The 26,825-nt window shown below is 68.0% G+C and carries 17 protein-coding genes and 3 rRNA genes; 12 read left to right on the forward strand and 8 right to left on the reverse strand.

The annotated features are described in order from the left end of the window. Positions 1–122: 122 nt before the first annotated feature. From OG718_RS26825 to OG718_RS26845, 5 genes are read left to right on the forward strand one after another with little or no spacing between them, the layout of a single operon-like run. A complete protein-coding gene (locus OG718_RS26825) occupies positions 123–962 on the forward strand; it encodes a hypothetical protein (RefSeq protein WP_143639398.1) in 840 nt (279 codons plus the stop codon). Continuing rightward, complete coding sequence (locus OG718_RS26830) at positions 952–2,277, forward strand: hypothetical protein (protein WP_143639396.1); 1,326 nt, start codon at positions 952–954, stop codon at positions 2,275–2,277. The genes OG718_RS26825 and OG718_RS26830 overlap by 11 nt, the downstream gene beginning before the upstream one ends. After that, entirely contained in the window at positions 2,274–3,833 is a 1,560-nt protein-coding gene (locus OG718_RS26835) for an SCO6880 family protein (protein WP_143639394.1), read from the forward strand. The genes OG718_RS26830 and OG718_RS26835 overlap by 4 nt, the downstream gene beginning before the upstream one ends. 12 nt (positions 3,834–3,845) lie before the next feature. Continuing rightward, entirely contained in the window at positions 3,846–5,270 is a 1,425-nt protein-coding gene (locus OG718_RS26840) for an ATP-binding protein (protein WP_143639392.1), read from the forward strand. 14 nt (positions 5,271–5,284) lie between these two features. Next, entirely contained in the window at positions 5,285–6,856 is a 1,572-nt protein-coding gene (locus OG718_RS26845; protein ID WP_328845373.1) for a type VI secretion protein, read from the forward strand. 11 nt (positions 6,857–6,867) lie between these two features. Here the strand turns inward: OG718_RS26845 and OG718_RS26850 are convergent, their stop codons facing one another. Next, the gene (locus OG718_RS26850) at positions 6,868–7,458 is read right to left on the reverse strand and encodes a GNAT family N-acetyltransferase (protein ID WP_328845374.1); all 591 of its coding nucleotides are present in this window, start codon (positions 7,456–7,458) and stop codon (positions 6,868–6,870) included. Positions 7,459–7,553: 95 nt separating this feature from the next. Here OG718_RS26850 and OG718_RS26855 point away from each other — a divergent pair, with 95 nt between their 5' ends. From OG718_RS26855 to OG718_RS26870, 4 genes are all read left to right on the forward strand, one after another. After that, entirely contained in the window at positions 7,554–8,468 is a 915-nt protein-coding gene (locus OG718_RS26855; RefSeq protein WP_143639386.1) for an ATP-binding cassette domain-containing protein, read from the forward strand. Next, positions 8,465–9,238 carry an ABC transporter permease gene (locus OG718_RS26860; RefSeq protein WP_143639384.1) on the forward strand — a complete coding sequence of 258 codons (774 nt, stop codon included), beginning with the start codon at positions 8,465–8,467 and terminating at the stop codon, positions 9,236–9,238. The genes OG718_RS26855 and OG718_RS26860 overlap by 4 nt, the downstream gene beginning before the upstream one ends. 205 nt (positions 9,239–9,443) lie before the next feature. Next, on the forward strand, positions 9,444–10,694 hold the full coding sequence (locus tag OG718_RS26865) for a sensor histidine kinase (protein ID WP_328847837.1): 1,251 nt from the start codon (positions 9,444–9,446) through the stop codon (positions 10,692–10,694). After that, positions 10,691–11,359 (forward strand): response regulator, encoded by a 669-nt coding sequence (locus tag OG718_RS26870; protein ID WP_306938823.1) that lies wholly within the window; start codon positions 10,691–10,693, stop codon positions 11,357–11,359. The genes OG718_RS26865 and OG718_RS26870 overlap by 4 nt, the downstream gene beginning before the upstream one ends. A 92-nt stretch (positions 11,360–11,451) precedes the next feature. Here the strand turns inward: OG718_RS26870 and rrf are convergent. The 4 genes from rrf to OG718_RS26890 form a co-directional block, all read right to left on the reverse strand. Continuing rightward, positions 11,452–11,568: ribosomal RNA gene (gene rrf, locus OG718_RS26875) — 5S ribosomal RNA — on the reverse strand. A 96-nt stretch (positions 11,569–11,664) separates the two neighbouring features. Continuing rightward, positions 11,665–14,787: ribosomal RNA gene (locus tag OG718_RS26880) — 23S ribosomal RNA — on the reverse strand. Between the two features lie 316 nt (positions 14,788–15,103). Next, positions 15,104–16,632, reverse strand: a 16S ribosomal RNA gene (locus OG718_RS26885). The 16S, 23S and 5S rRNA genes sit together here, the layout of an rRNA operon. 701 nt (positions 16,633–17,333) lie before the next feature. Then, positions 17,334–17,882: a MarR family winged helix-turn-helix transcriptional regulator gene (locus OG718_RS26890; protein WP_143643678.1), complete on the reverse strand. Its 549-nt coding sequence runs from the start codon at positions 17,880–17,882 to the stop codon at positions 17,334–17,336. Positions 17,883–18,029: 147 nt separating this feature from the next. Between OG718_RS26890 and OG718_RS26895 the strand changes: the two genes are divergently transcribed. Continuing rightward, the gene (locus OG718_RS26895; RefSeq protein ID WP_328845375.1) at positions 18,030–19,301 is read left to right on the forward strand and encodes an MFS transporter; all 1,272 of its coding nucleotides are present in this window, start codon (positions 18,030–18,032) and stop codon (positions 19,299–19,301) included. A gap of 82 nt (positions 19,302–19,383) precedes the next feature. Here the strand turns inward: OG718_RS26895 and OG718_RS26900 are convergent, their stop codons facing one another. The 3 genes from OG718_RS26900 to OG718_RS26910 all read right to left on the reverse strand — a co-directional run bounded on the left by OG718_RS26900 (position 19,384) and on the right by OG718_RS26910 (position 23,405). After that, complete coding sequence (locus OG718_RS26900; RefSeq protein ID WP_306938824.1) at positions 19,384–20,214, reverse strand: class I SAM-dependent methyltransferase; 831 nt, start codon at positions 20,212–20,214, stop codon at positions 19,384–19,386. Positions 20,215–20,270: 56 nt separating this feature from the next. Then, entirely contained in the window at positions 20,271–21,917 is a 1,647-nt protein-coding gene (locus OG718_RS26905) for an ATP-binding SpoIIE family protein phosphatase (protein WP_143643674.1), read from the reverse strand. Between the two features lie 123 nt (positions 21,918–22,040). Further along, a complete protein-coding gene (locus tag OG718_RS26910) occupies positions 22,041–23,405 on the reverse strand; it encodes an NAD(P)/FAD-dependent oxidoreductase (RefSeq protein WP_143643672.1) in 1,365 nt (454 codons plus the stop codon). A 378-nt stretch (positions 23,406–23,783) separates the two neighbouring features. On the opposite strand from OG718_RS26910, the gene OG718_RS26915 reads away from it, so the two are divergent. Together OG718_RS26915 and OG718_RS26920 are read left to right on the forward strand one after the other, a co-directional pair. Continuing rightward, positions 23,784–24,578: a TetR/AcrR family transcriptional regulator gene (locus tag OG718_RS26915; protein ID WP_143643670.1), complete on the forward strand. Its 795-nt coding sequence runs from the start codon at positions 23,784–23,786 to the stop codon at positions 24,576–24,578. 300 nt (positions 24,579–24,878) lie between these two features. Further along, positions 24,879–26,819, forward strand: a complete 1,941-nt coding sequence (locus OG718_RS26920; protein WP_328845376.1) for a sigma-70 family RNA polymerase sigma factor — start codon at positions 24,879–24,881, stop codon at positions 26,817–26,819. Positions 26,820–26,825 lie beyond the last annotated feature (6 nt).

A 26,825-nucleotide genomic window follows, 5' to 3' on the forward strand; every position in this document is an offset into this window, starting at 1 on the left:
GTGCCCACCGGCTGAGGTTGCGTTTCCCTGATGTCGAGTCACCACACCGCGCCCGCGCCGAAGCCAGCGCGGCTACCGTCGTACTACGCGGTTCAGCAAGAGGTTGAGGGGGCGTACGCGGCATGAGTCTCGGCGACGAGCACGGAGCGCGCGGCGACGACGGCGGATACGGAGGCACCGGCCAGACCCGCACACGACTCCCCGACACTGCCGGTGACGTCTACGGCGGCGCACGACGCGGCGGCCGTTCGTCGTCCCGCAGCCTCGTCACGGTGGTGGGAGTGGTGGTGCTCCTGATTGCCGCCATCGCCTTCGCGAACCGTGGTGGCGGTGATTCCGCCTCGAACGAGTCGAGCGGCGACAAGGCGGAATCCGCCCCGACTGCCGCCTCCGGAGACCAGCCGGTGCAGACGAAGGCGGGCGGCATCCCGTCGGGGTTCACGCACAACCAGCAGGGCGCGGAGTCCGCGGCCGCGAACTACTCGGTGGTGCTGGTCTCGGCCGACATCCTCAAGCCCGCCCGGCGCGGCGAGATCGTCCAGCAGGTGTTCGTCCCCGACAAGGTGTCCGCGCTGCAGGCCAAGCTGGACAAGGCGTATTCCAAGGAGTTCCTGAGCAACGTCGGCCTGGACGAGAACGGCAACGCGGCCGCGGGTCGGACCTACGTCTCGCGCACCATGCCGGTCGGCACCAAGGTCACCGACCACTCGGCCGACGCGGCGACCGTCGAGGTCTGGTGCACGGGCGTGTTCGGCACGGCCGGGGACGACTCGAAGAACCCGGTCAGCAACGACTGGTTCACCATGACGCTCCAACTGCGGTGGACCGACGGGGACTGGAAGGTCGACAGCTTCTCCCAGAAGAGCGGTCCCGCGCCGGTCAACGGCGACAACAAGGTCTCGACATCCGAGGAGATCTCGAAGGCCGTCGAGGAGTACGGAGGGTTCACGTATGCCCGGTAGCACACATCGCGTGCGCAAGGTCGCGGCAACCCTCGCAGCCGTACAGACCGTCGCCGTCCTGCTGGCCTCGCGTGCCGCCGCGGCCCCCACGCCCACGCCCACACCGTCCGGCGACAACACCTGCGGCCTCCTCTCGGGCGAGGCCAAGAGGATCTGCGAGAGCGACTCCGGCGGCGGCGATCCCGGCACCACCCCCTCAGTCACCGACACCCTCGACCCCCTCGCCTCCCTCGCCAAGGGCTGTGCGAAGGCCGCCTCCTGGACCATCGACAAGCTCAGCGACGCGGTCCAGAACACGGCCACCGTCGACTTCACGAACACCACGTTCCTCCAGCAGTACGCGGTCGTCTTCGCCGCGTCGACGATCCTGACCCTCCTCCTGTGGCTTCTCGCGGTGGCCAAGCGTGCCGTCCGGGGCGTCCCCCTCAGCACGGCCATCGGCGAGGCGATCGGCTTCCTCTGGCTGACGGTGCTGGCCTCGGCCTTCACCCCGCTGATCCTCTACACCGTCGTGTCGGCGACCGACGGCATCGCCGAGGTCCTCGCCAAGACCACCGGCAACCAGACGGACACGTTCTTCGGCAACTTCTCCGGCGCCCTGAACAAGGGCACCGACATCGGCGGCGGCCCGATCATGCTGATCGTCGTGTCGCTCGTGTCGATCCTGGCCGCGGGCGTCCTCTGGCTGGAGCTCGTCATCCGCGCCGCCCTCCTCTACGTGGGCGCGCTCCTCGGCACCGTCGTCTACGCCGGCCTGGTCGACAAGAACCTCTGGGGCCACGTCCGCCGCTGGGCGGGCATCATGATCGCCGTCATCCTCGTGAAACCGGTGATCGTGATCGTCCTGGGCCTCGCCGGCGCGCTCTCCGCCGAGGACGGGCCCGACGCGTTCTCCGCCGTCGTCTCCGGCCTCGCCATCATCCTGCTCGCCATCTTCGCGAGCGCGATGATCTACCGCTTCGTACCGGGCTTCGGCGACGAGATCGCCAACTCCCGCAACAACCGCATCATGCAGGGCGCCGAAGGCAAGGCCGCGGCCGTCATCAGCTCGCCCGCGACCCTCGTCGCCCAGGGCATCAAGACCCACAGCGCCCGGGCCGACAACAACGGCGGCGGAGGCGGAGGCGCCGGTGCCCGCCCCTCCAACCCCGCCTCCGGCGGCGTCGCCGCCCACAGCTCGCGCGGCTCCTCGGGCGGCGGCGGATCTGTCCCCTCCGCCGCACCCCCGCCACGCAGCAGCCCGGTGAACACCCCCCACGCCGCCAACACACGCAACAGCAACAGCAACAACCGCACGGGAGGTGAAGGGCGTTGACGACCGAGTCCCACGTGTCCCATGCGGTCACGCCCCGCCGGACATATCTGATCGGCCGCGCCCGGCCGAACGCGATCGTCGGCCGGAACCGCGAGTCCGGCGAGATCGCGCTGATCATCGTGGGCGCGTTCCTCGGCATGATGTCCGGTCTGATCGTTCCCGTGCTCTCCCTGCGCATCGTGTCCCTCGTGGGCTTCCCGATGCTGGCACTGGCCGCGGTCTACGTGCCGTACAAGCGGCGGACCTTCTACAAGTGGTTCGAGATCAACCGCAGTTACAAGCGCAGCCTGCGCCAGGGCACCGCCTACCGCAGCAAGGTCATGGAGTCCGGGACGCGCGTCGACGGCCGCGAGGTCGAGGTCGGCCCCCCGCCCGGCATCGGACGGATCACCTGGCTCGCCGCGCCCTTCGGCCCCGACGAGATCGCCGTCCTCCTGCACGCCGACCGGAAAACCGTCACCGCGGCGATCGAGATCGAGGGCCCGGGCGTCGGCCTCCGCGACAGCGAGGACCAGGAAACCCTCGTCGACCGCTTCGGCACCCTGCTCAAGCACGTCGCCAACGGCGACGGCTTCGTCACCCGCCTCCAGATGCTCGCCCGTACGCTCCCCGCCGACCCGGACGCCCACGCCAAGGACGTCGTCGTACGCGGCGACGAGAAGGCCCCCGGCTGGCTGCAGCAGTCGTACGACCAGCTCCAGTCCATGGTGTCGACGAGCAGCGAACAGCACCGCGCCTACCTCGTCGCCTGCATGCACTACTCCCGCGAACTCGCCGCCGAGGGCCACGCCATGGCCCGCGCCGCGCGCCCGCAGGGCGGCAAGAAGCTCGACCGCGACTCCGGACTCGCCGTCGTCATGGCCCGCGAGCTCACCGACATCTGCTCGCGCCTCCAGGAGGCCGACATCCGGGTGCGCCAGCCGCTCGGACAGGGCCGGCTCTCCTCCCTCGTGCATTCGATGTACGACCCGGACCACCCCATCGACCACATCCAGGCGATGACGAAGCGCAACGCCTGGCCGGCCGAGCTGGATGCCATGGAGCCCACCTACCTCCAGGCCAAGACCCGCGAATCCTCCACCCGCGCCCCCTGGTGCCACTCCACGGCCTGGGTCAAGGAGTGGCCGATGACCCCGGTGGGCGTCAACTTCCTCGCCCCGCTGCTCGTCCACACCCCCGACGTGATCCGCACGGTCGCCGTGACGATGGACCTCGAACCCACCGAGGTCGCCATCGAGCGGATGCTGACCGAGAAAACGAACGACGACGCCGAGGCCAGCCGCCAGGCCAAGATGAACCGGACCGTCGACCCGCGCGACGTCGCCTCGCACAACCGCATGGACCAGCGCGGCGAGGACCTCGCGAGCGGCGCGGCCGGCGTCAACCTCGTCGGCTACATCACCGTCTCGTCCCGCAACCCCGAGGCACTCGCCCGCGACAAGCGGACCATAAGGGCCTCGGCAGGCAAGTCGTACCTGAAGCTGGAGTGGTGCGACCGAGAGCACCACCGCGCCTTCGTGAACACACTCCCGTTCGCCACCGGCATCCGAAGGTAGGGCTGAGTACTGATGCGGGATCCGCTGTCCGTCCTCACCGAGGCCTTCACGTCCTTCCTCTTCGGCAAGGTCGAGACGACCCGCCCGCCGGTGCGCACCTCCACCGGCCAGGCCCAGGCCGTCTACCTGCCGACCGCGGCCCCCGGCCTCGGCGACTCCGGCGTCATCATCGGCCGCGAGGTCTACTCCGGGAAGGGCTATATCTACGACCCCTTCCAGCTGTACGGACAGCAGCTCCCGGCACCCCACTGGCTGGTCCTCGGCGAGTCCGGCAACGGCAAGTCGGCCCTGGAGAAGACGTACGTCCTGCGGCAGTTGAGGTTCAAGGACCGGCAGGTCGTCGTCCTCGACGCACAGGGCGAGGACGGGGACGGCGAGTGGAACCTCATCGCCCGGCAGCTGGGTATAACCCCCATCCGGCTCGACCCGACCGCCGCCCTGGACATGGGCATCCGGCTCAACCCGCTCGACCCCGCGATCACCACGACCGGACAGCTCGCCCTGCTCCGGACGATCATCGAGGTCGCGATGGGCCACGGCCTGGACGAGCGCTCCGGCTTCGCGCTCAAGGTCGCGCACGCCTACGTCAACGAGACGATCGTCGAGCGCCAGCCCGTACTGACGGACATCGTCGAGCAACTGCGCCACCCCGAACCGGAGTCGGCGGAGGCGATGAACGTCGCCATAGACGACGTACGGGCCTGGGGCCTGGACGTCGCCCTGGTCATCGACCGCCTCGTCGACGGTGACCTGCGCGGCATGTTCGACGGCCCGACGACCGTCGGCATCGACCTCGACGCGCCGCTCATCGTCTTCGACCTGTCCCACATCGACCGCAACTCCATCGCCATGCCGATCCTCATGGCGATCGTCGGCGTGTGGCTGGAGCACACCTGGATCCGCCCCGACCGGAAGAAGCGCATCTTCCTCGTCGAGGAGGCCTGGCACATCATCAACAGCCCGTTCGTGGCCCAGCTGTTCCAGCGCCTGCTGAAGTTCGGACGGCGCCTGGGCCTGTCGTTCGTGGCGGTGGTCCACCACCTCTCCGACGTGGTCGACGGGGCCGCGGCGAAGGAGGCCGCCGCGATCCTCAAGATGGCGTCCACCAGGACGATCTACGCCCAGAAGGCGGATGAGGCCCGATCGACCGGGCGGGTACTCGGCCTGCCCCGATGGGCAGTCGAGATCATCCCCACCCTCACCCCGGGCATCGCCGTCTGGGACGTCAACGGCAACGTCCAGGTCGTCAAACACCTGATCACCGAGACCGAACGCCCCCTCGTCTTCACCGACCGCGCCATGACGGAGTCGTCGGCCGACCACCTGGCGGACGACGCCCTGCGGGCCGCCGAGCTGGAGGCGGAGGAACGCGCGGCGGCGTTCATGGAGCAACACCTGAGCGATCTCGACGGCTCGTCCGAGTCCACGGTGGCGTAGAGGAGCGGCCCGAGATGAGACCGGACGATCGAGACCGCCACCGCGGCGGCGAAGGCGGCATCCCCGACGGACTGTTGATCGGCGTCCTCGCCTTCGTCCTCGGCATGACCGTCATGGTGTGGACGGCGACCGGCCTGGCCGGCCTCTTCGCCCACGGCTCCTGGCCCGCCGAGGTCACCTTCGGCCATACGCCCCTGGCCATGCGCCAACTCGTCGAGGCCCCCCACGACATCGCGGCCGCCTGGCCCGAAACCCCGAAGACCCAGCTCTCCGGATACGGCCTCTTCTGGGGCCTGTTCATCGGCCAACTGATGGTCCTGCTGGTCCTGACGGTGTTCGTCATGGGAACGGCGGCGAGGTGGCGGGCGGGGAGAGCCAGGCGGAGGGCACTGGCCGCGTCCGCCATGCCGGAGCCCACTCCCGAGCCGGAGGCAAAGGCGGAGCAGCAGCCTCAGCCGCGGTCCGAGAGCGTGCCCCGTGAGGCCGCTCCGCGCCCTGCGGTGGAGCAGGTATCGGCGGCCGAGCCTGTTCGTGCGGCGGAGCCGCCGCTGGAGTCGGTTCCCTCGGTGGCCGACGGTAATCGGTTGGGTGGGTGGGAAAGCATCCCCGCCGAAGGCGCGGGGGCGGTGGGCGTACCCACACCGCGGGGCCCTCTGATCCTCGGCCCGCCCGAAACCCGCCACCCCCTCGCCGTCCAGGCGATCCGGGACGCCGACGGCCCTGCCCTGGTCATCACCTCCAACCCCACCCTCTGGTCGGACACGAAGGACGCCCGCGCGAAACTGGGCCCGGTCCTCCTCTACGACCCCTCCCACCTCTGCGACACCCCGGCCCGCCTCCACTGGTCCCCGTCCGCCGGCTGCGAGAACAAGGACACCGCGGGGGCCCGCGCGGCAGCGCTCCTCGCCCCGGTCCGCCCCACCGCGAAGATCGACCAGACGGTCGCCGACACCGCGGAGACACTCCTGCGCAGCTACCTCCACGCCGCCGCCGTGGACGGCCGCACCATCCGCCACGTCCACCGCTGGGCCCAGGGCACCCAGGTCCAGGACGCCGTACGCATCCTCCGTACGAACCCCAAGGCCGCCTCCGGCTCCGCGGGCGAACTCGAAGCCACCCTCACCTCGCACCCCGAACGCCGGGACATCGCCCAGGAGTTGACGGCCCGGGCCCTGTCCGCCCTGTTCACGGTGAATGTCCGCGAAGCCTGCACCCCGAACCGAACCGACAGCCTCACCCTGGATTCTTTCGTCGACGAAGGGGGCACGCTCTATGTGGTCGGTGAACCCATCGAGGACCCCAGGGCGAATCCCGGCGCGATGCCCCTGCTGACGGCCCTCGCCTCAAGCGTGGTCGAGCGCGGCCGGCGCATGGCCGAACGGTCATCCTCCGGTCGCCTCGACCCACCACTGACCCTCGTACTGGACGACGTGGCAGCGGTGGCCCCGCTCCCCCAGCTCCCGGACCTCCTGTCCGCGAGCGGAGGCACGGGCACAGGCCTGGACCGAGGCCTCCCCGTCCTGGCCCTCCTCCGCTCCCGCGAACAGGCCCGCTCCCGCTGGCCCCACCACGAACTCCCGGTCTGAGCCACCGCCCCCTAGGGCCGCTTGAACACGAACTCCAGCTCCCGCGCGCCCGGATCCCCGGGCACCGGAACGCTCTGCCCCGTGGGCACGAACCCGAACTTCCGGTAGAAGGCCTCGGCCCGCCCGTTCCGCTCGTCCACGAACAACCGCACCCGCTCCACCCCGGCGACCTCCCACGCCCACTCCAGGGCGTACGCGAAGAGCCGCTCGGTGAGCCCCCGCCCCCGCACCTCGGGCCGCACATAGACGCCCACGAGATGCCCCTGGCGTACTTCGTTCACATCCCCGAACGGGCCCTGCGCCCCCGCCTCCTCGACGAGCACGACCACCGACCCGACCCACCGTCCGTCGGGCGCCACGGCCACCATCTGCTGCCGCTCACGCACTCCCTCGGCGGCCCCGGCCGCCCGCTCCCGCCAGAAGCTGTCGGGCCGGCCCACGGCAGCCTCGTACGTCTCCAGAAAGGCGAGGTGCGCCACCGGATCCCGCAGCGCGGCCAGTCGCAGCTCCTTCGCCGCGGGCCACTCGTCGGCACGTATCGGACGCACCACATGGTCCGCCGGGGCATCGAAACGGTCATCAGAACGAACATCGGGACTCATGAGGGTCACCGTAATACCGGGGTACTACACCCTTCACCTCATATCCCGCCGTCGTCCGACGCCCCCGACCACCCGCCCGGCGGACCATCGAAGGCATGATCACAGCCTCCGAACTGACCAAACGCTACGGCGACAAGACCGTCGTGTCCGACCTCACCTTCACCGTCCGCCCTGGCACGGTCACCGGCTTCCTCGGCCCCAACGGCGCCGGCAAGTCCACGACCATGCGGATGATCCTCGGCCTGGACGCCCCGACGCGCGGCACCGCGACGGTCGGCGACCACGCGTACGCCGACCACCGCGCACCCCTCCACGAGGTCGGCGCGTTGCTGGAGGCCCGCTCGGTCCACCCGGGCCGCACGGCCCACCACCACCTGGTCGCGCTCGCCCTCACCCACGGCATCCCCAGGAGCCGCGTCGCCCACGTCCTGGACCTCACCGGCCTGACCGACGTGGCCGGACAACGGGTCAAGGGCTTCTCCCTCGGCATGGGCCAACGCCTCGGCATCGCCGCCGCGTTGCTCGGCGACCCGGCCACCGTGATCCTCGACGAACCGGTCAACGGCCTCGACCCCGAGGGCGTCCTGTGGATCCGCAACCTCCTCAAGTCCCTTGCCGCGGAGGGCCGTACGGTCTTCGTCTCCTCCCACCTGATGAGCGAGATGGCCCTGACCGCCGAGCACCTGATCATCATCGGCAGGGGCCGCCTGCTGGCCGACACGACGGTCGACACGTTCGTACGCGAATCGGGCGCGGGCACGGTCAAGGTCGTCACCCCGGAAGCCGGCCCGCTCGCCCAACTCCTCGCGGCCCCGGACGTGGACGTCACCAGCTCCACCCCCGGCACCCTCGAAGTCCGCGGCACGGACGCCGAACACATCGGCCGCACGGCCGCAGCCCACGGCATCCCCCTCTTCGAACTCACCCCGCACGCCGCCTCGTTGGAGGCGGCCTTCATGGACCTGACCCGCGACTCCCTCGAATACGCAGCCCACCTGGAGCCGGCATGACCACCCTCGCCCTCACCCCGTCCCGCATCCTGCGCTCCGAATGGCACAAGCTGTGGACGGTCCGCTCCACCTGGATCATGCTGACCGCCGCGACCGTCCTGACCCTCGGCGTCGGCATCGCGATGGGCGCGTCGTACGAACAGGACCGCGGCGAGATCACCGGCATCGACCCCGTCCAGTTCCTGCTCTTCGGCACGCAGTTCTCGCAGATCATCCTGGCCGTCGTCGCCGTCCTGTTCATCGCGGGCGAGTACGGCACGGGAATGGTCCGCTCCACGATGGTGGCCGTACCGCGCCGCCTCCCCGTCCTCTGGTCCAAGGCCGGCGTCGTCGCCGCGGTCACCTTCACGGCCACGCTCGCCACGCTCCTCGGCACGTTCACCGCCGGGCAGCTCTTCCTCGACGGCACGGACAAGGCGCTGTCCCTCACCGACCCGGGCGTCTTCGGCACCCTCCTCGGCAGCGCGGCGGGTCTGACCTCCCTGGCCCTCATCGGCCTCGGCCTGGGCGCCCTGCTCCGCTCGGTCCCCGGCGGCATCACCGCCTTCATCGGAGGCGTCACCGTCCTCCCGGAGATCCTCAGGATGTTCCCGTACGACGCCATGGACAGCGCCTCCAAGTACTTCCCCGGCAGGGCGGCCGAGGGCCTGATGACCCTCCACGACTCCCCCGACTACGCGGCCACGGGCCCCGCCCTCCTCGCCCTCACCCTGTGGACGGCGGCGATCCTGGGCACCGCGGCCCTGCTTCTCAAGCGACGGGACGTATGACCAACTCCCGTACCACCGGCTCCCGTACGAGGATGGAACCGTGACCGAGACACGGGACCGGCCCCGCAACTGGCACCGGAACTGGCTGCGCAGGGCCCGCGACCAGAGCCGCCGTGACCGCGCCCGCCGGGACCAGGCCTGGCGCGACCAGTCCTGGCGGGGCTGGTCGCCCGACGGAGCCCGCCAGCAGCCCGCCACCCGCCAGATCCACCGCCTCAGCCACCGGGTGCGCGCCTTCGACCGGCGCCACCCGCTGGTGTGGGACGTCCTGGTCACGGGCTCCTTCGTGACCGCCGCCTTCACCGACGTCCTGGGCGGCGGCTGGCGGTACATCACCCAGAACCCACAGGCGCCCACCTGGCTGGTCGTCACCCTGTCGCTGGGCTTCACCGTCCCGCTCCTGTGGCGCCGCAGCCATCCCGTCGCGATCCTCCTGCCGATGCTGCCGCTCGCCGTGGTGAACGCCTGGACGGGAACCGACCTCCAGTCGAGCCTGACCCTGCTCGTCGTCACGTTCAACATCGCGCTGCACACCGCACTGCGCACCCTGCTCGCGTCCTACGCCGTCACCCTGATACCGATCATCGTGGACGGCTTCCGCAACGCGGTCGAACAGGGCGCCGACCAGAGCCCGGACCAGACCATCGTCCCGCAGGCGACCCGCCTCGCCATGGTGGCCATCGTCGGCGTCTCCTACCGCACCCGCCAGGAGTACCTCACCTCCCTCGTCGAACGCGCCGCCCAACTGGAGGTGGAACGCGACCAGCAGGCCCGCCTCGCCACCGCCGCCGAACGCACCCGCATAGCCCGCGAGATGCACGACATCATCGGCCACAACCTGTCGGTCATCACCAGCCTCGCGGACGGCGGTTCGTACGCGGCCGCCAAGAACCCCGAACGCGCCGCCCAAGCCCTCACCGCCATCGGCACGACCAGCCGCCAGGCCCTGGGCGAGCTCCGCCGCCTCCTGGACGTACTGCGCACGGATCCCTCAGGAACAAAGCCACCAGGCGCCGAACCCCCGGGACTCGAACCCCAGGGAGTCGAGATGGCCCCCCAGCCCTCCCTCACCGACCTCGACCACCTCATCGAAGGCGTACGCTCCGCCGGCCTCCCCGTCCGCACCACCGTCCACGGCCGAGCCACCGCCCTCCCCCCGGGCCGCCAGCTCACCGTCTATCGAGTCATCCAGGAAGCCCTGACGAACACCCTCAAGCACGGCGGCCCGGACGCGACATCGACGGTCTCGGTGTCGTACGGGACCGGAGGCGCCGTAACCGCGACGGTGACCGACACCGGCCGCGGAAGCACAGGCCACGGGAACGGCGCCGGAGGCCGCGGCCTCACCGGAATGCGCGAACGAACAGCCTTGTACGGCGGCACACTTGAGTCCGGCCCGCTCCGGGAACAGGGCTGGCGCGTCCACCTTCACCTACCGGAGGAAACCCCGCAGTGACCACCGTGCTCATCGTCGACGACCAGCCTCTGCAGCGCTTCGGGTTCCGCATGCTCCTGGAGAGCCAGGACGACATGGCGGTCGTGGGCGAGGCGTCCAACGGCAGCGAGGCGATCCGCATGACGGCCGAACTCCACCCGGACGTCGCTCTGATGGACATCCGCATGCCCGGCCTCGACGGCATCGAGGCGACCCGCCGCATCGTCTCCTCCGGAGACCGCACCCGCGTACTCATCCTGACCACGTTCGACCTGGACGAGTACGCGTACGCCGGCCTGCGGGCGGGCGCCTCCGGCTTCCTCATCAAGGACGCCCAGCCCGAGGAACTCCTCGCCGGCATCCGCGCGGTGGCCACGGGCGACGCGGTCGTGGCCCCGAGCCTCACCCGCCGCCTGCTCGACGCCTACGCCGAGCACCTCCCCACGCCGGGCCCGGAAACAACCCCCGGCCAGGACCCGCGTCTCAGCTCCCTCACGTACCGCGAACGCGAAATCCTGACGGTCGTCGGCCAGGGCTGGACGAACACAGAGATATCCGCCCGCCTCCATCTCGCCGAATCGACGGTGAAGACCCACGTAAGCCGAATCCTCGCGAAGACGGGCTCCCGGGACCGCATCCAAGCGGTCATCCTGGCGTACGACACAAGACTGGTGGAGCCGTCCTGAAAAGGACCGGGGAAAGGAGTGTCGGGAAAAAAGTGCCCCTGAACGCAAGAAAGCCCCCGCACCGAAGTGCGGGGGCTTTCCCATTAAAATTTGTTCGGCGGTGTCCTACTCTCCCACAGGGTCCCCCCTGCAGTACCATCGGCGCTGTAAGGCTTAGCTTCCGGGTTCGGAATGTTACCGGGCGTTTCCCTCACGCTATGACCACCGAAACACTATGAAACTGTGAATACCGCACCACACCGCGTGGCCACACGGGTATGGGGTTGTTCGTGGTTTCAGAACCAACACAGTGGACGCGAGCAACTGAGGACAAGCCCTCGGCCTATTAGTACCGGTCAGCTTCACCCCTTACGAGGCTTCCACATCCGGCCTATCAACCCAGTCGTCTACTGGGAGCCTTAACCAATCTAGTTGGTGGGAATACTCATCTCGAAGCAGGCTTCCCGCTTAGATGCTTTCAGCGGTTATCCCTCCCGAACGTAGCCAACCAGCCATGCCCTTGGCAGGACAACTGGCACACCAGAGGTTCGTCCGTCCCGGTCCTCTCGTACTAGGGACAGCCCTTCTCAATATTCCTACGCGCACAGCGGATAGGGACCGAACTGTCTCACGACGTTCTAAACCCAGCTCGCGTACCGCTTTAATGGGCGAACAGCCCAACCCTTGGGACCGACTCCAGCCCCAGGATGCGACGAGCCGACATCGAGGTGCCAAACCATCCCGTCGATATGGACTCTTGGGGAAGATCAGCCTGTTATCCCCGGGGTACCTTTTATCCGTTGAGCGACGGCGCTTCCACAAGCCACCGCCGGATCACTAGTCCCGACTTTCGTCCCTGCTCGACCCGTCGGTCTCACAGTCAAGCTCCCTTGTGCACTTACACTCAACACCTGATTGCCAACCAGGCTGAGGGAACCTTTGGGCGCCTCCGTTACTCTTTAGGAGGCAACCGCCCCAGTTAAACTACCCATCAGACACTGTCCCTGATCCGGATCACGGACCCAGGTTAGACATCCAGCACGACCAGACTGGTATTTCAACGACGACTCCACCATGGCTGGCGCCATGACTTCACAGTCTCCCAGCTATCCTACACAAGCCGAACCGAACACCAATATCAAACTGTAGTAAAGGTCCCGGGGTCTTTCCGTCCTGCTGCGCGAAACGAGCATCTTTACTCGTAGTGCAATTTCACCGGGCCTATGGTTGAGACAGTCGAGAAGTCGTTACGCCATTCGTGCAGGTCGGAACTTACCCGACAAGGAATTTCGCTACCTTAGGATGGTTATAGTTACCACCGCCGTTTACTGGCGCTTAAGTTCTCAGCTTCGCACACCCGAAAGTGCACTAACCGGTCCCCTTAACGTTCCAGCACCGGGCAGGCGTCAGTCCGTATACATCGCCTTACGGCTTCGCACGGACCTGTGTTTTTAGTAAACAGTCGCTTCTCGCTGGTCTCTGCGGCCACCCCCAGCTCACCGTGTAAAACGGATCACCAGTGATGGCCCCCCTTCTCCCGAAGTTACGGGGGCATTTTGCCGAGTTCCTTAACCATAGTTCACCCGAACGCCTCGGTATTCTCTACCTGACCACCTGAGTCGGTTTAGGGTACGGGCCGCCATGAAACTCGCTAGAGGCTTTTCTCGACAGCATAGGATCATCCACTTCACCACAATCGGCTCGGCATCAGGTCTCACCCTGTTGGTGTGCGGATTTACCTACACACCGGGCTACACCCTTACCCCGGGACAACCACCGCCCGGGCTGGACTACCTTCCTGCGTCACCCCATCACTCACCTACTACAGGTCTGGTCCGTCGGCTCCACCACTCCCCTTTGCCCGAAGGCTCCAGGGCGGCTTCACGGACTTAGCATCGCCTGGTTCACTGTTTGACGCTTCACAGCGGGTACCGGAATATCAACCGGTTATCCATCGACTACGCCTGTCGGCCTCGCCTTAGGTCCCGACTTACCCTGGGCAGATCAGCTTGACCCAGGAACCCTTAGTCAATCGGCGCACACGTTTCTCACGTGTGTATCGCTACTCATGCCTGCATTCTCACTCGTGAACCGTCCACCACTAGCTTCCGCTGCGGCTTCACCCGGCACACGACGCTCCCCTACCCATCCCAGCGGGCGTTGGCCCTATATGCTGAAATGACACGACTTCGGCGGTACGCTTGAGCCCCGCTACATTGTCGGCGCGGAATCACTAGACCAGTGAGCTATTACGCACTCTTTCAAGGGTGGCTGCTTCTAAGCCAACCTCCTGGTTGTCTCTGCGACTCCACATCCTTTCCCACTTAGCGTACGCTTAGGGGCCTTAGTCGATGCTCTGGGCTGTTTCCCTCTCGACCATGGAGCTTATCCCCCACAGTCTCACTGCCGTGCTCTCACTTACCGGCATTCGGAGTTTGGCTAAGGTCAGTAACCCGGTAGGGCCCATCGCCTATCCAGTGCTCTACCTCCGGCAAGAAACACACGACGCTGCACCTAAATGCATTTCGGGGAGAACCAGCTATCACGGAGTTTGATTGGCCTTTCACCCCTAACCACAGGTCATCCCCCAGGTTTTCAACCCTGGTGGGTTCGGTCCTCCACGACCTCTTACAGCCGCTTCAACCTGCCCATGGCTAGATCACTCCGCTTCGGGTCTTGAGCGCGCTACTATATCGCCCTGTTCGGACTCGCTTTCGCTACGGCTTCCCCACACGGGTTAACCTCGCAACACACCGCAAACTCGCAGGCTCATTCTTCAAAAGGCACGCAGTCACGACCCACCAAGTAAACTTGATGAGCGACGCTCCCACGGCTTGTAGGCACACGGTTTCAGGTACTATTTCACTCCGCTCCCGCGGTACTTTTCACCATTCCCTCACGGTACTATCCGCTATCGGTCACCAGGGAATATTTAGGCTTAGCGGGTGGTCCCGCCAGATTCACACGGGATTTCTCGGGCCCCGTGCTACTTGGGTGTCTCTCAAACGAGCCGTTGATGTTTCGACTACGGGGGTCTTACCCTCTACGCCGGACCTTTCGCATGTCCTTCGCCTACACCAACGGTTTCTGACTCGTCTCACAGCCGGCAGACTGTGAAAGAGAGATCCCACAACCCCGTACACGCAACCCCTGCCGGGTCTCACACGTATACGGTTTGGCCTCATCCGGTTTCGCTCGCCACTACTCCCGGAATCACGGTTGTTTTCTCTTCCTGCGGGTACTGAGATGTTTCACTTCCCCGCGTTCCCTCCACACACCCTATGTGTTCAGATGTGGGTGACAGCCCATGACGACTGCCGGGTTTCCCCATTCGGAAACCCCCGGATCAAAGCCTGGTTGACGGCTCCCCGGGGACTATCGTGGCCTCCCACGTCCTTCATCGGTTCCTGGTACCAAGGCATCCACCGTGCGCCCTTAAAAACTTGGCCACAGATGCTCGCGTCCACTGTGCAGTTCTCAAACAACGACCAACCACCCGTCACAACCCGCCGAAGCAGATTTTTACCGGGGCCGGCACTGAAGATCCAGACATAAAGTCCGTACCCTCAGACACCCAACAGCGTGCCCGGCACCCTCGCCACTCGTGATCAGCTTTCCACGCCCCGAAGGACAGTACTTGCAGCCCGAGATGACTGAGAGTGCCGAATAATCAACGTTCCACCCTTGAGCAACCAGCACCGGACGTACGCCGATGTACTGGCCTCTGGACCATCGGCAAGCCGACAGCCAAGAAGTGCTCCTTAGAAAGGAGGTGATCCAGCCGCACCTTCCGGTACGGCTACCTTGTTACGACTTCGTCCCAATCGCCAGTCCCACCTTCGACAGCTCCCTCCCCACAAGGGGGTTGGGCCACCGGCTTCGGGTGTTACCGACTTTCGTGACGTGACGGGCGGTGTGTACAAGGCCCGGGAACGTATTCACCGCAGCAATGCTGATCTGCGATTACTAGCAACTCCGACTTCATGGGGTCGAGTTGCAGACCCCAATCCGAACTGAGACAGGCTTTTTGAGATTCGCTCCGCCTTGCGACATCGCAGCTCATTGTACCTGCCATTGTAGCACGTGTGCAGCCCAAGACATAAGGGGCATGATGACTTGACGTCGTCCCCACCTTCCTCCGAGTTGACCCCGGCAGTCTCCTGTGAGTCCCCACCATCCCCGAAGGGACGTGCTGGCAACACAGAACAAGGGTTGCGCTCGTTGCGGGACTTAACCCAACATCTCACGACACGAGCTGACGACAGCCATGCACCACCTGTCACCCGACCACAAGGGGGCACCATCTCTGATGCTTTCCGGGCGATGTCAAGCCTTGGTAAGGTTCTTCGCGTTGCGTCGAATTAAGCCACATGCTCCGCTGCTTGTGCGGGCCCCCGTCAATTCCTTTGAGTTTTAGCCTTGCGGCCGTACTCCCCAGGCGGGGAACTTAATGCGTTAGCTGCGGCACCGACGACGTGGAATGTCGCCAACACCTAGTTCCCACCGTTTACGGCGTGGACTACCAGGGTATCTAATCCTGTTCGCTCCCCACGCTTTCGCTCCTCAGCGTCAGTAATGGCCCAGAGATCCGCCTTCGCCACCGGTGTTCCTCCTGATATCTGCGCATTTCACCGCTACACCAGGAATTCCGATCTCCCCTACCACACTCTAGTCTGCCCGTATCGAATGCAGACCCGGGGTTAAGCCCCGGGCTTTCACATCCGACGTGACAGACCGCCTACGAGCTCTTTACGCCCAATAATTCCGGACAACGCTTGCGCCCTACGTATTACCGCGGCTGCTGGCACGTAGTTAGCCGGCGCTTCTTCTGCAGGTACCGTCACTTTCGCTTCTTCCCTGCTGAAAGAGGTTTACAACCCGAAGGCCGTCATCCCTCACGCGGCGTCGCTGCATCAGGCTTTCGCCCATTGTGCAATATTCCCCACTGCTGCCTCCCGTAGGAGTCTGGGCCGTGTCTCAGTCCCAGTGTGGCCGGTCGCCCTCTCAGGCCGGCTACCCGTCGTCGCCTTGGTGAGCTTCTACCTCACCAACAAGCTGATAGGCCGCGGGCTCATCCTTCACCGCCGGAGCTTTCAACCCCCACCCATGCGAGTGGAAGTGTTATCCGGTATTAGACCCCGTTTCCAGGGCTTGTCCCAGAGTGAAGGGCAGATTGCCCACGTGTTACTCACCCGTTCGCCACTAATCCACCCCGAAGGGCTTCATCGTTCGACTTGCATGTGTTAAGCACGCCGCCAGCGTTCGTCCTGAGCCAGGATCAAACTCTCCGTGAATGTATTCCCGTAATCGGGATGACACCACGAGAGCGGAACAACCGGGCGGAATAAGCCCGACTGTTCACAGCGTCCTCGCTGTGCGCCTACCGGAACAATGCCCGGCAGGACTTTTTCAAAGGAACCTCGTCCCGGCCGTGATGGCCGGAGACGGGGTATCAACATATCTGGCGTTGATTTTTGGCACGCTGTTGAGTTCTCAAGGAACGGACGCTTCCTTCGTACTCACCCTCTCGGGCTTTCCTCCGGGCTTCCCTTCGGTCTTGCGTTCCCGACTCTATCAGACCGTTTTCCAATCCGATTTCCTCGGTACTTTCCGGCCTTTCGACCTTCCGGCGGTGTTGACTGTATCAGATCCTTTCGGGCCTGACTCCCTGTCAACCGGGTTTATCTTTGCGGCTGTTGAGCCGTTCCGACGTTCCAAACGTTAGCGGATCCTCTCGGCAGTTCCTAATCGGGCTGCCAGCCCCAAATCGAATTGAATTCGGGCACGCCGAATTCGCCCCGTTGAGGAGATCGTGCTGATGGTTTGGTGTGCCGCTTCTGCGGCGGAGGTGCTGTCGCAGAACCGTTACGGCCCCGTGGCAACTCGAAGAACCTTACGGATCGGCGAGGGGAGTGTCAAGTCTCCCCCGGGCGGCCATCCGGCAAACCAGAGGCGGGCAGGAAGTCCGAGCCGGAGCCGAGGCCCAACTCGGGCCTCAGTCAAGGTCGGTGAGCCGGCCGCCGGCGTCCGGCTGGGCGTGCTCCACGCGGCGCAGCAGCCGGGTCAGCACTTCGCCGAGGACGCCGCGGTCCTCCGGGGAGAGGTCCTGGAGGAGGTCCTCCTCGAAGACCGTGGCGAGGCGCATGGCCTCCAGCCACTTCCCGCGCCCCTCTTCGGTCAGCTCGACGATGACGCGTACGCGGTTGGACTCGTCGCGCTCCCGGGTGACCAGGCCCTCCGCGACCATGCGGTCGATGCGGTGGGTCATGGCGGCCGGGGTGAGGCCGAGGCGCTTGGCGAGGTCGCTCGGGCCCATTCGGTACGGGGCGCCGGAGAGGACCAGGGCCTTGAGGACCTCCCACTCGGCGTTGCTCATGCCGAGGGTGGCGGTCTGGCGGCCGTAGGCGACGTTCATGCGGCGGTTCAGGCGGCCCAGCGCCGAGACGATCTTCTCGACCTGGGGGTCGAGGTCCTGGAACTCGCGCTGGTAGGCGGCGATCTGCTCTTCGATCGTCGGCTCGCTGACGCGGCGGGTGTCACCCATGGCCGCAGTATGGCACGCGCCCGCTTGGCGTTGAAGTCCTTCGGGATGTACTGTTTAGCTTCTTACTTTAGCTTCGAAGTCTTCACCTCTAACTCCTGAGGCAGACGTAAGACTTCTCTACCAAGGCAGGTGAAAGTGACCAGGGCGATGGGCGCTGAGATGCGCCGGATCCATGTGGGCAACGCACTCAGCGCGTTCGGGCTCGGCTTTACCGTCCCGTATCTGTACGTCTATGTGGCGCAGGTACGGGATCTCGGTGCGATGACGGCGGGTCTCGTGCTCGCCGTCTTCGCCGTGGCCGCACTCGTGGTGCTGCCGTTCGCCGGGCGGGCCATCGTCCGCCGGGGCCCGCTGCCGGTGCTGCTCACCGCCCTGATCACCGCCGCCGTCGGCGCGCTGAGCCTCGGGCTCGCGAGCAGCTCGACGACCGTGCTGTTGTCCGCGGCCGCGCTCGGTGCCGGTCAGGCCGTGATGCAGCCGGCGCTCGCGACGATGATCGTGGACTTCTCGTCGGCCGATACGCGGTCGCGCGCCTTCGCCACGCAGTTCTTCCTGCAGAACCTCGGGCTCGGGGTCGGCGGGCTCATCGGCGGTCATCTCGTCGACGCCTCGCGGGCGAGCTCGTTCACGCTGCTGTTCTCGATCGAGGCGGCGATGTTCCTGCTGCTCGTGGTGGTCATGTTGACCGTACGGATGCCGCGTGCGCCCCAGGTCGAGGGAGCTCCGGGAGGGGCCAGGGGCAGCTGGAAGCAGCTGCTCGGCAACCGGGCCATGGTGCAGCTGTGTGTGGTGGGCTTCGTGCTGTTCTTCGCCTGCTACGGGCAGTTCGAGTCGGGGCTGAGCGCGTACGGCGTCGAGGCGGCGGGGATCTCCACGTCCGCGCTCGGGACCGCGCTTGCCGCGAACACGGCGATGATCGTGGTCGCCCAGTTCGCCGTGCTGCGGTTCGTCGAGCGGCGGAAGCGGTCCCGGGTGATCGGCGCTGTCGGCCTGATCTGGGCCTTCGCCTGGGTCGTCGCCGGGTACGCAGGGCTCGGGCACGCCAGCCAGACCATGGCGACGGCGGCGTTCGTTTCGACGTACGCGCTGTTCGGGCTCGGGGAGGCGATGCTGTCGCCGACCGTGGCTCCACTGGTCGCGGATCTGGCGCCGAGCGGTATGGCGGGGCAGTACAACTCCGCCTTCGCCCTGGTGAAGCAGCTGGCGCTCGCGGTCGGTCCTGCGGTGGGCGGGCCCATGGGGGCCTCGCTGCACGCTCCGTACGTCGTGACGTTTCTGCTGTTCTCGCTGGGGATCACGTTCCTGGCGGTGCGGCTGGGGAAGCAGCTCACTCCCGTACAGAATCAGCCGTCGCTGGCGAAGAGCCGGGTTGTGGCGCGGGGCGGGGCTTCGGCCGAGTCGGTGCAGACCGCGGCCTGACGCGCGTAGTAAACCCGCGGAATTGAGGACGGCCGTCACCACGGATGTGGTGGCGGCCGTTCTGCTGTTCGCGTGGAGGTGCTCAGTGGATGGCTGTCACCAGGGTGGACGTGAACGGGAGTGTTGCCGTGCCGTCGGGGTTCGTGTGGTCGGTGAGGGCCGCGGCCACCGCCGCGGCGGCCTGTGCGAGACGGTCCGGGCCGCCCGCGTCCTCGATGGCCTGGCCCCAGGGGACGGCCGAGAGGTGGCCGCGGGCGAAGTCGGCGAGCGGGGGCAGGGTGATGCCGAAGGTGATGTCATGGCTGACCACGTCGTGGAAGCCCGCGTCGGTGAGGGCCGCCGTGAGGCGTTCGGCGGGGCAGGAGAAGGCCATCGCGAAGTGCGCCTCGGCCTCCGGGCCGCCGTACTCGGTGATGGCGCGGTGGTGGGCCTCGAAGTAAGGGGAGCGGTCCCGGGCGGCCCAGGCGGTGGCGGCGAACCGGCCGCCGACGCGCAGGACCCTGGACGCCTCGACTAGAGCCGCGCCGAGGTCGGGGAAGAACTGGACGCCCTGCTGGCAGAGGACGGCGTCGAAGGTGTCGTCCGGATGGGGGAGGCGGTCGGCGGGGGCCACCGTGAACTCGATGTCCGGGTACATGCGGGGTGCCTTGGCGGCGGCCACCTTGAGCATGGCCTCGCTGAAGTCGGCGGCCGCGACATGGCCCGTGGGGCCGACCCGGGCGGCGGCCGCGCGGGCCACGAAGCCGGTGCCGGAGGCGACATCGAGGACCTGGTGGCCGGGACACAGGTCCACTGCGTCCAGCAGCGCCTCGACGAACGGCGCCATGATCGGTGCGCTGTACTCCTCGTAGCGCTCGGGAGCGCTGCCTTTGAGCTGAAAGCCCGTTTCGTCTGCCTGGGGTGAGCTGGTCATGGGTGAGCTACTAGCACCGCTGGGCGGGTCCGACCAGATGGCGCGCGGCTCCTGGGTCAGGTGGTGCGCGGAAGTGCGAACTCGCACCACACCGCCTTGCCACCGCCCGGGGTGCGGCGGGAGCCCCAGTTCGAGGCGATGGTGGCGACGATCGCGATGCCCCGGCCGGACTCGTCGGCAGGCTCGGCGCGGCGGCGGCGCGGGAGGTGGTCGTCGCCGTCGGTGACCTCGACGATGAGGCGCCGGTCGGTGCGGCGGAGTCTGAGGCGCATCGGCGGGGTGCCGTGCTGGAGGGAGTTGGCGACGAGCTCGCTCGCGGCCAGTACGCCGAGGTCGTGCAGGTCCGTCGGGAAGCGCCAGCTGGTGAGGACGCCGGAGGCGAAGGCACGCGCGCGTGGGGCCGCTTCGACGCCGCCGAGCAGCTCCAGTGCGGCGTTGCGGAAGAGGTCGCCGTCCGGTCCCGTACGGGCCGGGTGCTGGAGGACCAGGACGGCGACGTCGTCGTCGTGGTCTGCGGTCACGCCCGCCGAGCGGACCAGGCGGTCGCAGACCACCTGGGGGGTGCCCGTGGCGCCGGCGAGGGCGCGCTCCAGGGAGGCGATGCCCTCGTCCAGGTCCGCGTCGCGGCGCTCGACCAGGCCGTCGGTGTAGAGCACGGCGGTGGAGCCGGGGCCGAGCGGGATCGAGCCGGAGGCGTGCATCCAGCCGCCGGTGCCGAGCGGGGGGCCGGTGGGTTCGTCGGCGCGCAGGACCGTGCCGCTCTCGTCGCGGACGAGGATCGGGAGGTGGCCGGCGGAGGCGTACACCAGCCGGCCCTCGTTCGGGTCGTGGACCGCGTACGCACAGGTGGCGATCTGGTTGGCGTCGATCTCCATGGCGAGGCCGTCCAGGAGCTGGAGGACCTCGTGCGGGGGCAGGTCGAGGCGGGCGTAGGCGCGGACGGCCGTGCGGAGCTGGCCCATGACGGCCGCCGCGCGGACGCCGCGGCCCATGACGTCGCCGATGACCAGGGCGGTGCGGCCGCCGCCGAGGGTGATCACGTCGTACCAGTCGCCGCCGACCGCGGCCTCCGTGCCGCCCGGGTGGTACGTCGCGGCGACGCGCAGGTCGTCGGGCTCTTCGAGCTCCTGGGGCAGCAGGGAACGCTGGAGGGTGACGGCGGTCTCGCGCTGCCGGCGCTCGCTGGCGCGCAGCCGCTCGGCGGCCTCGGCGTGGTCGGTGACGTCGGCGGCGAAGATCAGTACGCCACCGCCTTCGGGGGTGGCCGAGACCTCGACCGGTGTGCACGTGAACGTGTACGAGCGGCCGCCGGGGGCCTTGCGGGACTTGACCGTGCGGGGCTTGGAGCTGCGCAGGACCTGGTCGAGGAGCGGCAGCAGGCCGAGCTCGGCCAGCTCGGGCAGCGCGTCGCGGGCGGGCTCGCCGGCCGGGCGGACACCGAAGGCGGCCACATAGGCGTCGTTCACGTACGCGAGGCGGTGGTCCGGGCCGTGGACCAGGGCGACGAGGGCCGGGATGCGGTCGAGGACCTCGCGGACGGGCAGCTCGTCGACGGCGGGCAGGAGCGCCGAGTCGGTCAGCCGCTCGGCGCGTGCCGCGGGCACGGAGCCCTCCGAAGGGAGCGCCGTCGGCGAATCCTCGGTCCGCGCTGCCGCGCGGCGCTGCGTTCCGGGGAGCCGGGCGCTCCAGCGCGTGAAGTTCACAGTGGGACAGGCCTCGTGGGTTTGAAGGGCGAGCGGTCGGCCCGCCCATGGTGTGGACCAGTGTGTCCGACCGGACCGACATCCGTCAGACGCGGGCGCGGCGGATGGAGTTCCTGGGTCCGGTCAGGACGACCCCTTCGGGTTCTGAGGAGGCTTTCCACCGGCCGCGAGTTCGAACTCCGCACGGGGATGTTCGAGCGAACCGAGGGAGACGATCTCCCGCTTGAAGAGCCCCGACAGGATCCATTCGGCGAGCACGCGGGCCTTGCGGTTGAAGGTGGGCACCCTGCTCAGGTGGTAGACGCGGTGCATGAACCAGGCAGGGTAGCCCTTCAGCTTGCGCCCGTAGACGAACGCGACGCCCTTGTGCAGGCCCAGGGAGGCGACCGAGCCGACGTACTTGTGTGCGTACGTCTCCAGGGGCTGGCCACGCAGTGAGCGGGCGATGTTGTCGGCGAGGACCTTGGCCTGGCGCACGGCGTGCTGGGCGTTGGGGGCGGTCTCCGTGCCGGGCTCGGCGGCGGTGACGTCGGGGACGGCCGCGGCGTCTCCCGCGGCCCACGCGTGCGTGGTGCCGTCGACGGTCAGCTGGGCGGTGCACTTCAGGCGGCCGCGTTCGTTCAGCGGGAGGTCGGTGGCCGCGAGGACGGGGTGCGGTTTCACGCCGGCGGTCCACACGACCGTACGCGTCGGGAAGCGCGCCCCGTCGCTGAGGACGGCGACCCGGTCCGCGATGGAGTCGAGACGCGTCTCCAGGCGTACGTCGATGTTGCGGCGGCGCAGCTGGGTGACGGTGTACTTGCCCATCTCCTCGCCGACCTCGGGGAGGATGCGGTTCGAGGCCTCGACGAGGATCCACTTCATGTCGTCGGGCTTGACGTTGTGGTAGTAGCGCGCGGCGTAGCGGGCCATGTCCTCCAGCTCGCCGAGGGCCTCCACTCCTGCGTAACCGCCGCCTACGAAGACGAAGGTCAGGGCGGCGTCGCGGATCGCGGGGTCGCGGGTGGAGGAGGCGATGTCCATCTGCTCGATGACGTGGTTGCGCAGCCCGATGGCCTCTTCGACGGTCTTGAAGCCGATGGCGTACTCGGCGAGCCCGGGGATCGGGAGGGTCCGGGAGACGGAGCCGGGGGCCAGCACGAGTTCGTCGTACGTGATCTGCTCGGGGCCCGTGCCCTCCTCCTCGGTGGCGAGGGTGGTGAGGGTCGCGGTGCGTTTGGCGTGGTCGATGGACGCGGCCTCGCCGATGACGACCCGGCACTGGTCGAGGACGCGGCGCAGCGGCACGACGACATGACGCGGTGAGATCGAGCCCGCGGCGGCCTCGGGCAGGAACGGCTGATAGGTCATGTACGGGTCGGGCGTCACCACGACGATTTCCACGTCGCCCCGCCTGAGCTCGGGTTTCAGCTTCCGCTGGAGCCCCAGAGCGGTGTACATCCCGACGTAGCCGCCGCCGACAACGAGAATGCGCGCACGTTCCTTCACTCACCCATGACGCACCGGCTACGGGAGTTTGTCCACAGGCCCGTCAATTTGTGTGACCGCGCGCCTGAGACGCGCACGGTTGGCCGATTTGCCGGAGTGCGGGGAAGCTTCGCAGGTCAGCGGGTGTGAGCGGGGTGGAAGTAGGGGGCGCAACCGGGACGTAAGCGGCCCGTAGTCCGATCGGGGGGCGCTCTGTACGGAACCTGCCCCTTCTGAATTGACCCCCACTCAACTATGTTCGTGTGTCATCGGGGTGTAGGGGGATGCGCTCGACGGGTCCGTGCGGCGAGACCGCGCGGCGAAGGCTGTTCCGCTCGCTCCGGCTGTCAATGGCGGGGAGAGTCTCCGGGGGGAGACGTCATTACCGGGGGAACACATATGCACATTCAGGACACTCAATGGTCTTCCGCGTCTGCCATCGGGACGGGCGGCGCGATCAGTGCGGCGGCATCGAACGGACGCGGCGTGGGGGACCCGTCGCGCACGACGCCACTGCGCGTGGACGCACAGCGCAATCTGGAGCACGTACTCCGAGCGGCACGTGAGGTCTTCGGCGAGCTGGGGTACGGCGCTCCGATGGAGGACGTGGCGCGGCGCGCCCGCGTCGGTGTCGGCACGGTGTACCGGCGCTTCCCGAGCAAGGACGTCCTGGTCCGGCGGATAGCCGAGGAGGAGACCTCCCGGCTGACCGACCAGGCGCGCTCCGCGCTGGGTCAGGAGGACGAGCCGTGGTCGGCGCTCTCGCGCTTCCTGCGGACCTCGGTGGCCTCGGGTGCCGGACGGCTGCTGCCTCCGCAGATCCTGCGGGTCGGCGTCAGTGACGAGGGAGCAGAGGGCACGGTCCTCGACGAGACACGGGTGCCGCAGCAGCGGTCCCAGCCGCTCTCGCCCGAGCTGCGGCTCGTGGAGCAGCGGCCGGCTCCCCTGCAGGAGACCGTGGAGGTCGTGGCGATCGAGGACGACGCCGGTGCGGCGCAGCTGCTGGAGGTCGTGGGCCGGCTCGTCGATCGGGCGCGGGCGGCGGGCGAACTGCGTCCGGACGTCACGGTCTCGGATGTGCTGCTGGTGATCGCCACGGCGGCGCCTTCGTTGCCGGACGCGGCCCAGCAGGCGGCTGCGTCGGCTCGGTTGCTGGACATTCTGCTGGAGGGGCTTCGGTCTCGGCCTGCCTGATGGCGCGGGCGCGGGTTCGGGTGCCTCCGGCCAGGGTGGCGGGTGTGGGTTCGTTGTCGGGTGCGGGGCTGTGGGGGCTTGTCGCGCAGTTCCCCGCACCCCTGACGGGGCGCGCTTTCGTCAACCTGCTTGGCAGGGAAGGTGGTTGAGTCTTCCCCGTTCGGGTGAACGGTAGTGCTGTGGTTCGGCAAGTCTCCACGGACGAGTGGTTGGTCCGTTCCTCCGGGTAACAGCGGTGGGTCCGTGTGGCACTCTTTCCCGGATGTTCGGGTCCGAGTGTGCAGGCGGGGGCTTTCCGCGATGAGCGTTGACGGGCGGGACGAGTCACCCGGTGAGGGTGGCGCGGAGGCCGGTGGGCTGCCGTCGCCGCAGGTGCCGAGCCAGGGAGGCCGGCCGAAGGGCACTCCTGCCGGATCCCCGGAGGACGTGTCGGCCAGAGGTGCCGTCCCGGAAACCGGCGTTCCGCCGCAGCGGGAGCGGCGCGAGTGGCACGACAGCGGTGTACTGCCGCCCCCGATCGAGTTGCCGTCCGCCGATGCCGAGTTGATCGAGCGGATGCGCTCGGGAGACGACACGGCGTACGAGGAACTGTTCCGGCGCCACGCGGACGCCGTCCGCCGGTACGCACGCACCTGCTGCCGGGACGCCCACACCGCCGACGACCTCACGGCCGAGGTCTTCGCCCGCATGCTCCAGGCCGTACGCGGCGGGCGCGGCCCCGAGCACGCCGTACGCGCCTATCTGCTGACGACCGTACGACGCGTCGCGGCGAGCTGGACCAAGTCGGCGAGGCGCGAGCACCTGGTCGACGACTTCGCCGTGTTCGCGGCGCAGGCCGCACGCGGCTCCGAGGTGTCGGACGACGACACCCTGGACCTGGGCGCGGACGTACGGGCGATGCACGAGGCCGAGCAGTCGATGGCCATGCAGGCGTTCCGGTCGCTGCCGGAGCGGTGGCAGGCCGTGCTCTGGCACACCGAGGTCGAGGACGAGTCCCCGAGCGAGGTCGCCACGCTCTTCGGGCTGGACGCCAACGGCACACGTGTCCTTGCCAGTCGGGCCCGGGAAGGCCTCAAGCAGGCGTATCTCCAGGCCCATGTGAGCGTCACGCTCACCACCGACGAGGAGTGCGCACGCTACGCCGACCGGCTCGGCGCGTACGCGCGCGGCGGGCTGCGCACCCGTGCCGAGCGCGGGCTGCGCAAGCACCTTGAGGAGTGCGCCAAGTGCCGGCTCGCGGCCGGTCAGATCAAGGAAGTCGCCGGCGGGATTCCCGCGGTCGTACCGATCGCCGTCATCGGCTGGTTCGGTGCCGCCGGGTACGCGAAGGCGGCCGCGCTCATCGCCGGCGGTGCCGGCGCGGGTGCGGCCGGTGCCGCGGGGGCCGCGTCGGCGGCGGGCGGCAGCTCCGGAGGGGCCGGCGCAGGTGGAGGGGCCGCCGCCGAGGGTCTCGGGGCGCCTGTGAAGGCGGGGATCGCGGCCGGTGTCGTCGCGGCGGCCGTCGCCGTGGTGGCGCTCGCGCTGGCCGGTGACGAGGTGAAGCCCAAGGACCCCGTGGCCAAGCCTGATCCGTCCCCGCCCGTCGTCGAACCGCGCGTTCCGTCGCCGTCGCCGAAGCCCCCGAAGGCGGAGCCCGCGCCGAGCCGGCCGGTGCCGGTCGTGGCGCCCTCGTCGCGTCCGACGCCGAGTCCCACCCCCAAGCCGACGCCCACCTCCAAGCCCACTCCGAAACCGACTCCCCCGCCGAAGCCGACGCCCACGACTCCCCCCGCACCGGCCCCGAAGCCGCCCCCTCCGCCGGCGCCCCCTGCGGTCTTCCAGTGGAACCAGCTGGAGTACGGCGTCACCGGTGACGGCACCGAGCCCGAGATGCGGCTCGGCGAGAGCAGCTGGGTCTGGCAGCGGTACGGCATGTCGATCGCCGACACCTCGTACGCGAACGGTGTCACCGTCCACGGCGCCTCCTCGGTCACCATCGATCTCAACCGCACGTGTTCCTCGTACGACGCGGTGGTCGGTGTCGACGACATGACGATGGGGCTCGGTCAGGTGCGGTTCTCCGTCTTCGCGGACGGGGCCCGGATGTGGCAGTCGGGGCTGGTTCAGGGCGGTCATGGCGCGGTGCCCGTGCATGTGGATCTGACCGGCAGGAAAACGATCCGCCTGGTCGTCGAGCCGCATTCGCCCTTCGACTCGGTGGCGTTGGCGGACTGGGCGGATTCGCGCTTCCGCTGTCGGTGAGTGCGT

Source organism: Streptomyces sp. NBC_00258 (genome assembly GCF_036182465.1).
Classification (GTDB): Bacteria; Actinomycetota; Actinomycetes; order Streptomycetales; family Streptomycetaceae; genus Streptomyces.

Bases quoted from the DNA above. Each gene is read 5' to 3' on its own strand.
- OG718_RS26825 (WP_143639398.1), top strand. From the start codon at position 123: ATGAGTCTCGGCGACGAGCACGGAGCGCGCGGCGACGACGGCGGATAC.
- OG718_RS26830 (WP_143639396.1), top strand. From the start codon at position 952: ATGCCCGGTAGCACACATCGCGTGCGCAAGGTCGCGGCAACCCTCGCA.
- OG718_RS26840 (WP_143639392.1), top strand. From the start codon at position 3,846: ATGCGGGATCCGCTGTCCGTCCTCACCGAGGCCTTCACGTCCTTCCTC.
- OG718_RS26845 (WP_328845373.1), top strand. From the start codon at position 5,285: ATGAGACCGGACGATCGAGACCGCCACCGCGGCGGCGAAGGCGGCATC.
- OG718_RS26850 (WP_328845374.1), bottom strand. From the start codon at position 7,458: ATGAGTCCCGATGTTCGTTCTGATGACCGTTTCGATGCCCCGGCGGAC.
- OG718_RS26855 (WP_143639386.1), top strand. From the start codon at position 7,554: ATGATCACAGCCTCCGAACTGACCAAACGCTACGGCGACAAGACCGTC.
- OG718_RS26860 (WP_143639384.1), top strand. From the start codon at position 8,465: ATGACCACCCTCGCCCTCACCCCGTCCCGCATCCTGCGCTCCGAATGG.
- OG718_RS26890 (WP_143643678.1), bottom strand. From the start codon at position 17,882: ATGGGTGACACCCGCCGCGTCAGCGAGCCGACGATCGAAGAGCAGATC.
- OG718_RS26895 (WP_328845375.1), top strand. From the start codon at position 18,030: ATGGGCGCTGAGATGCGCCGGATCCATGTGGGCAACGCACTCAGCGCG.
- OG718_RS26900 (WP_306938824.1), bottom strand. From the start codon at position 20,214: ATGACCAGCTCACCCCAGGCAGACGAAACGGGCTTTCAGCTCAAAGGC.
- OG718_RS26915 (WP_143643670.1), top strand. From the start codon at position 23,784: ATGCACATTCAGGACACTCAATGGTCTTCCGCGTCTGCCATCGGGACG.
- OG718_RS26920 (WP_328845376.1), top strand. From the start codon at position 24,879: ATGAGCGTTGACGGGCGGGACGAGTCACCCGGTGAGGGTGGCGCGGAG.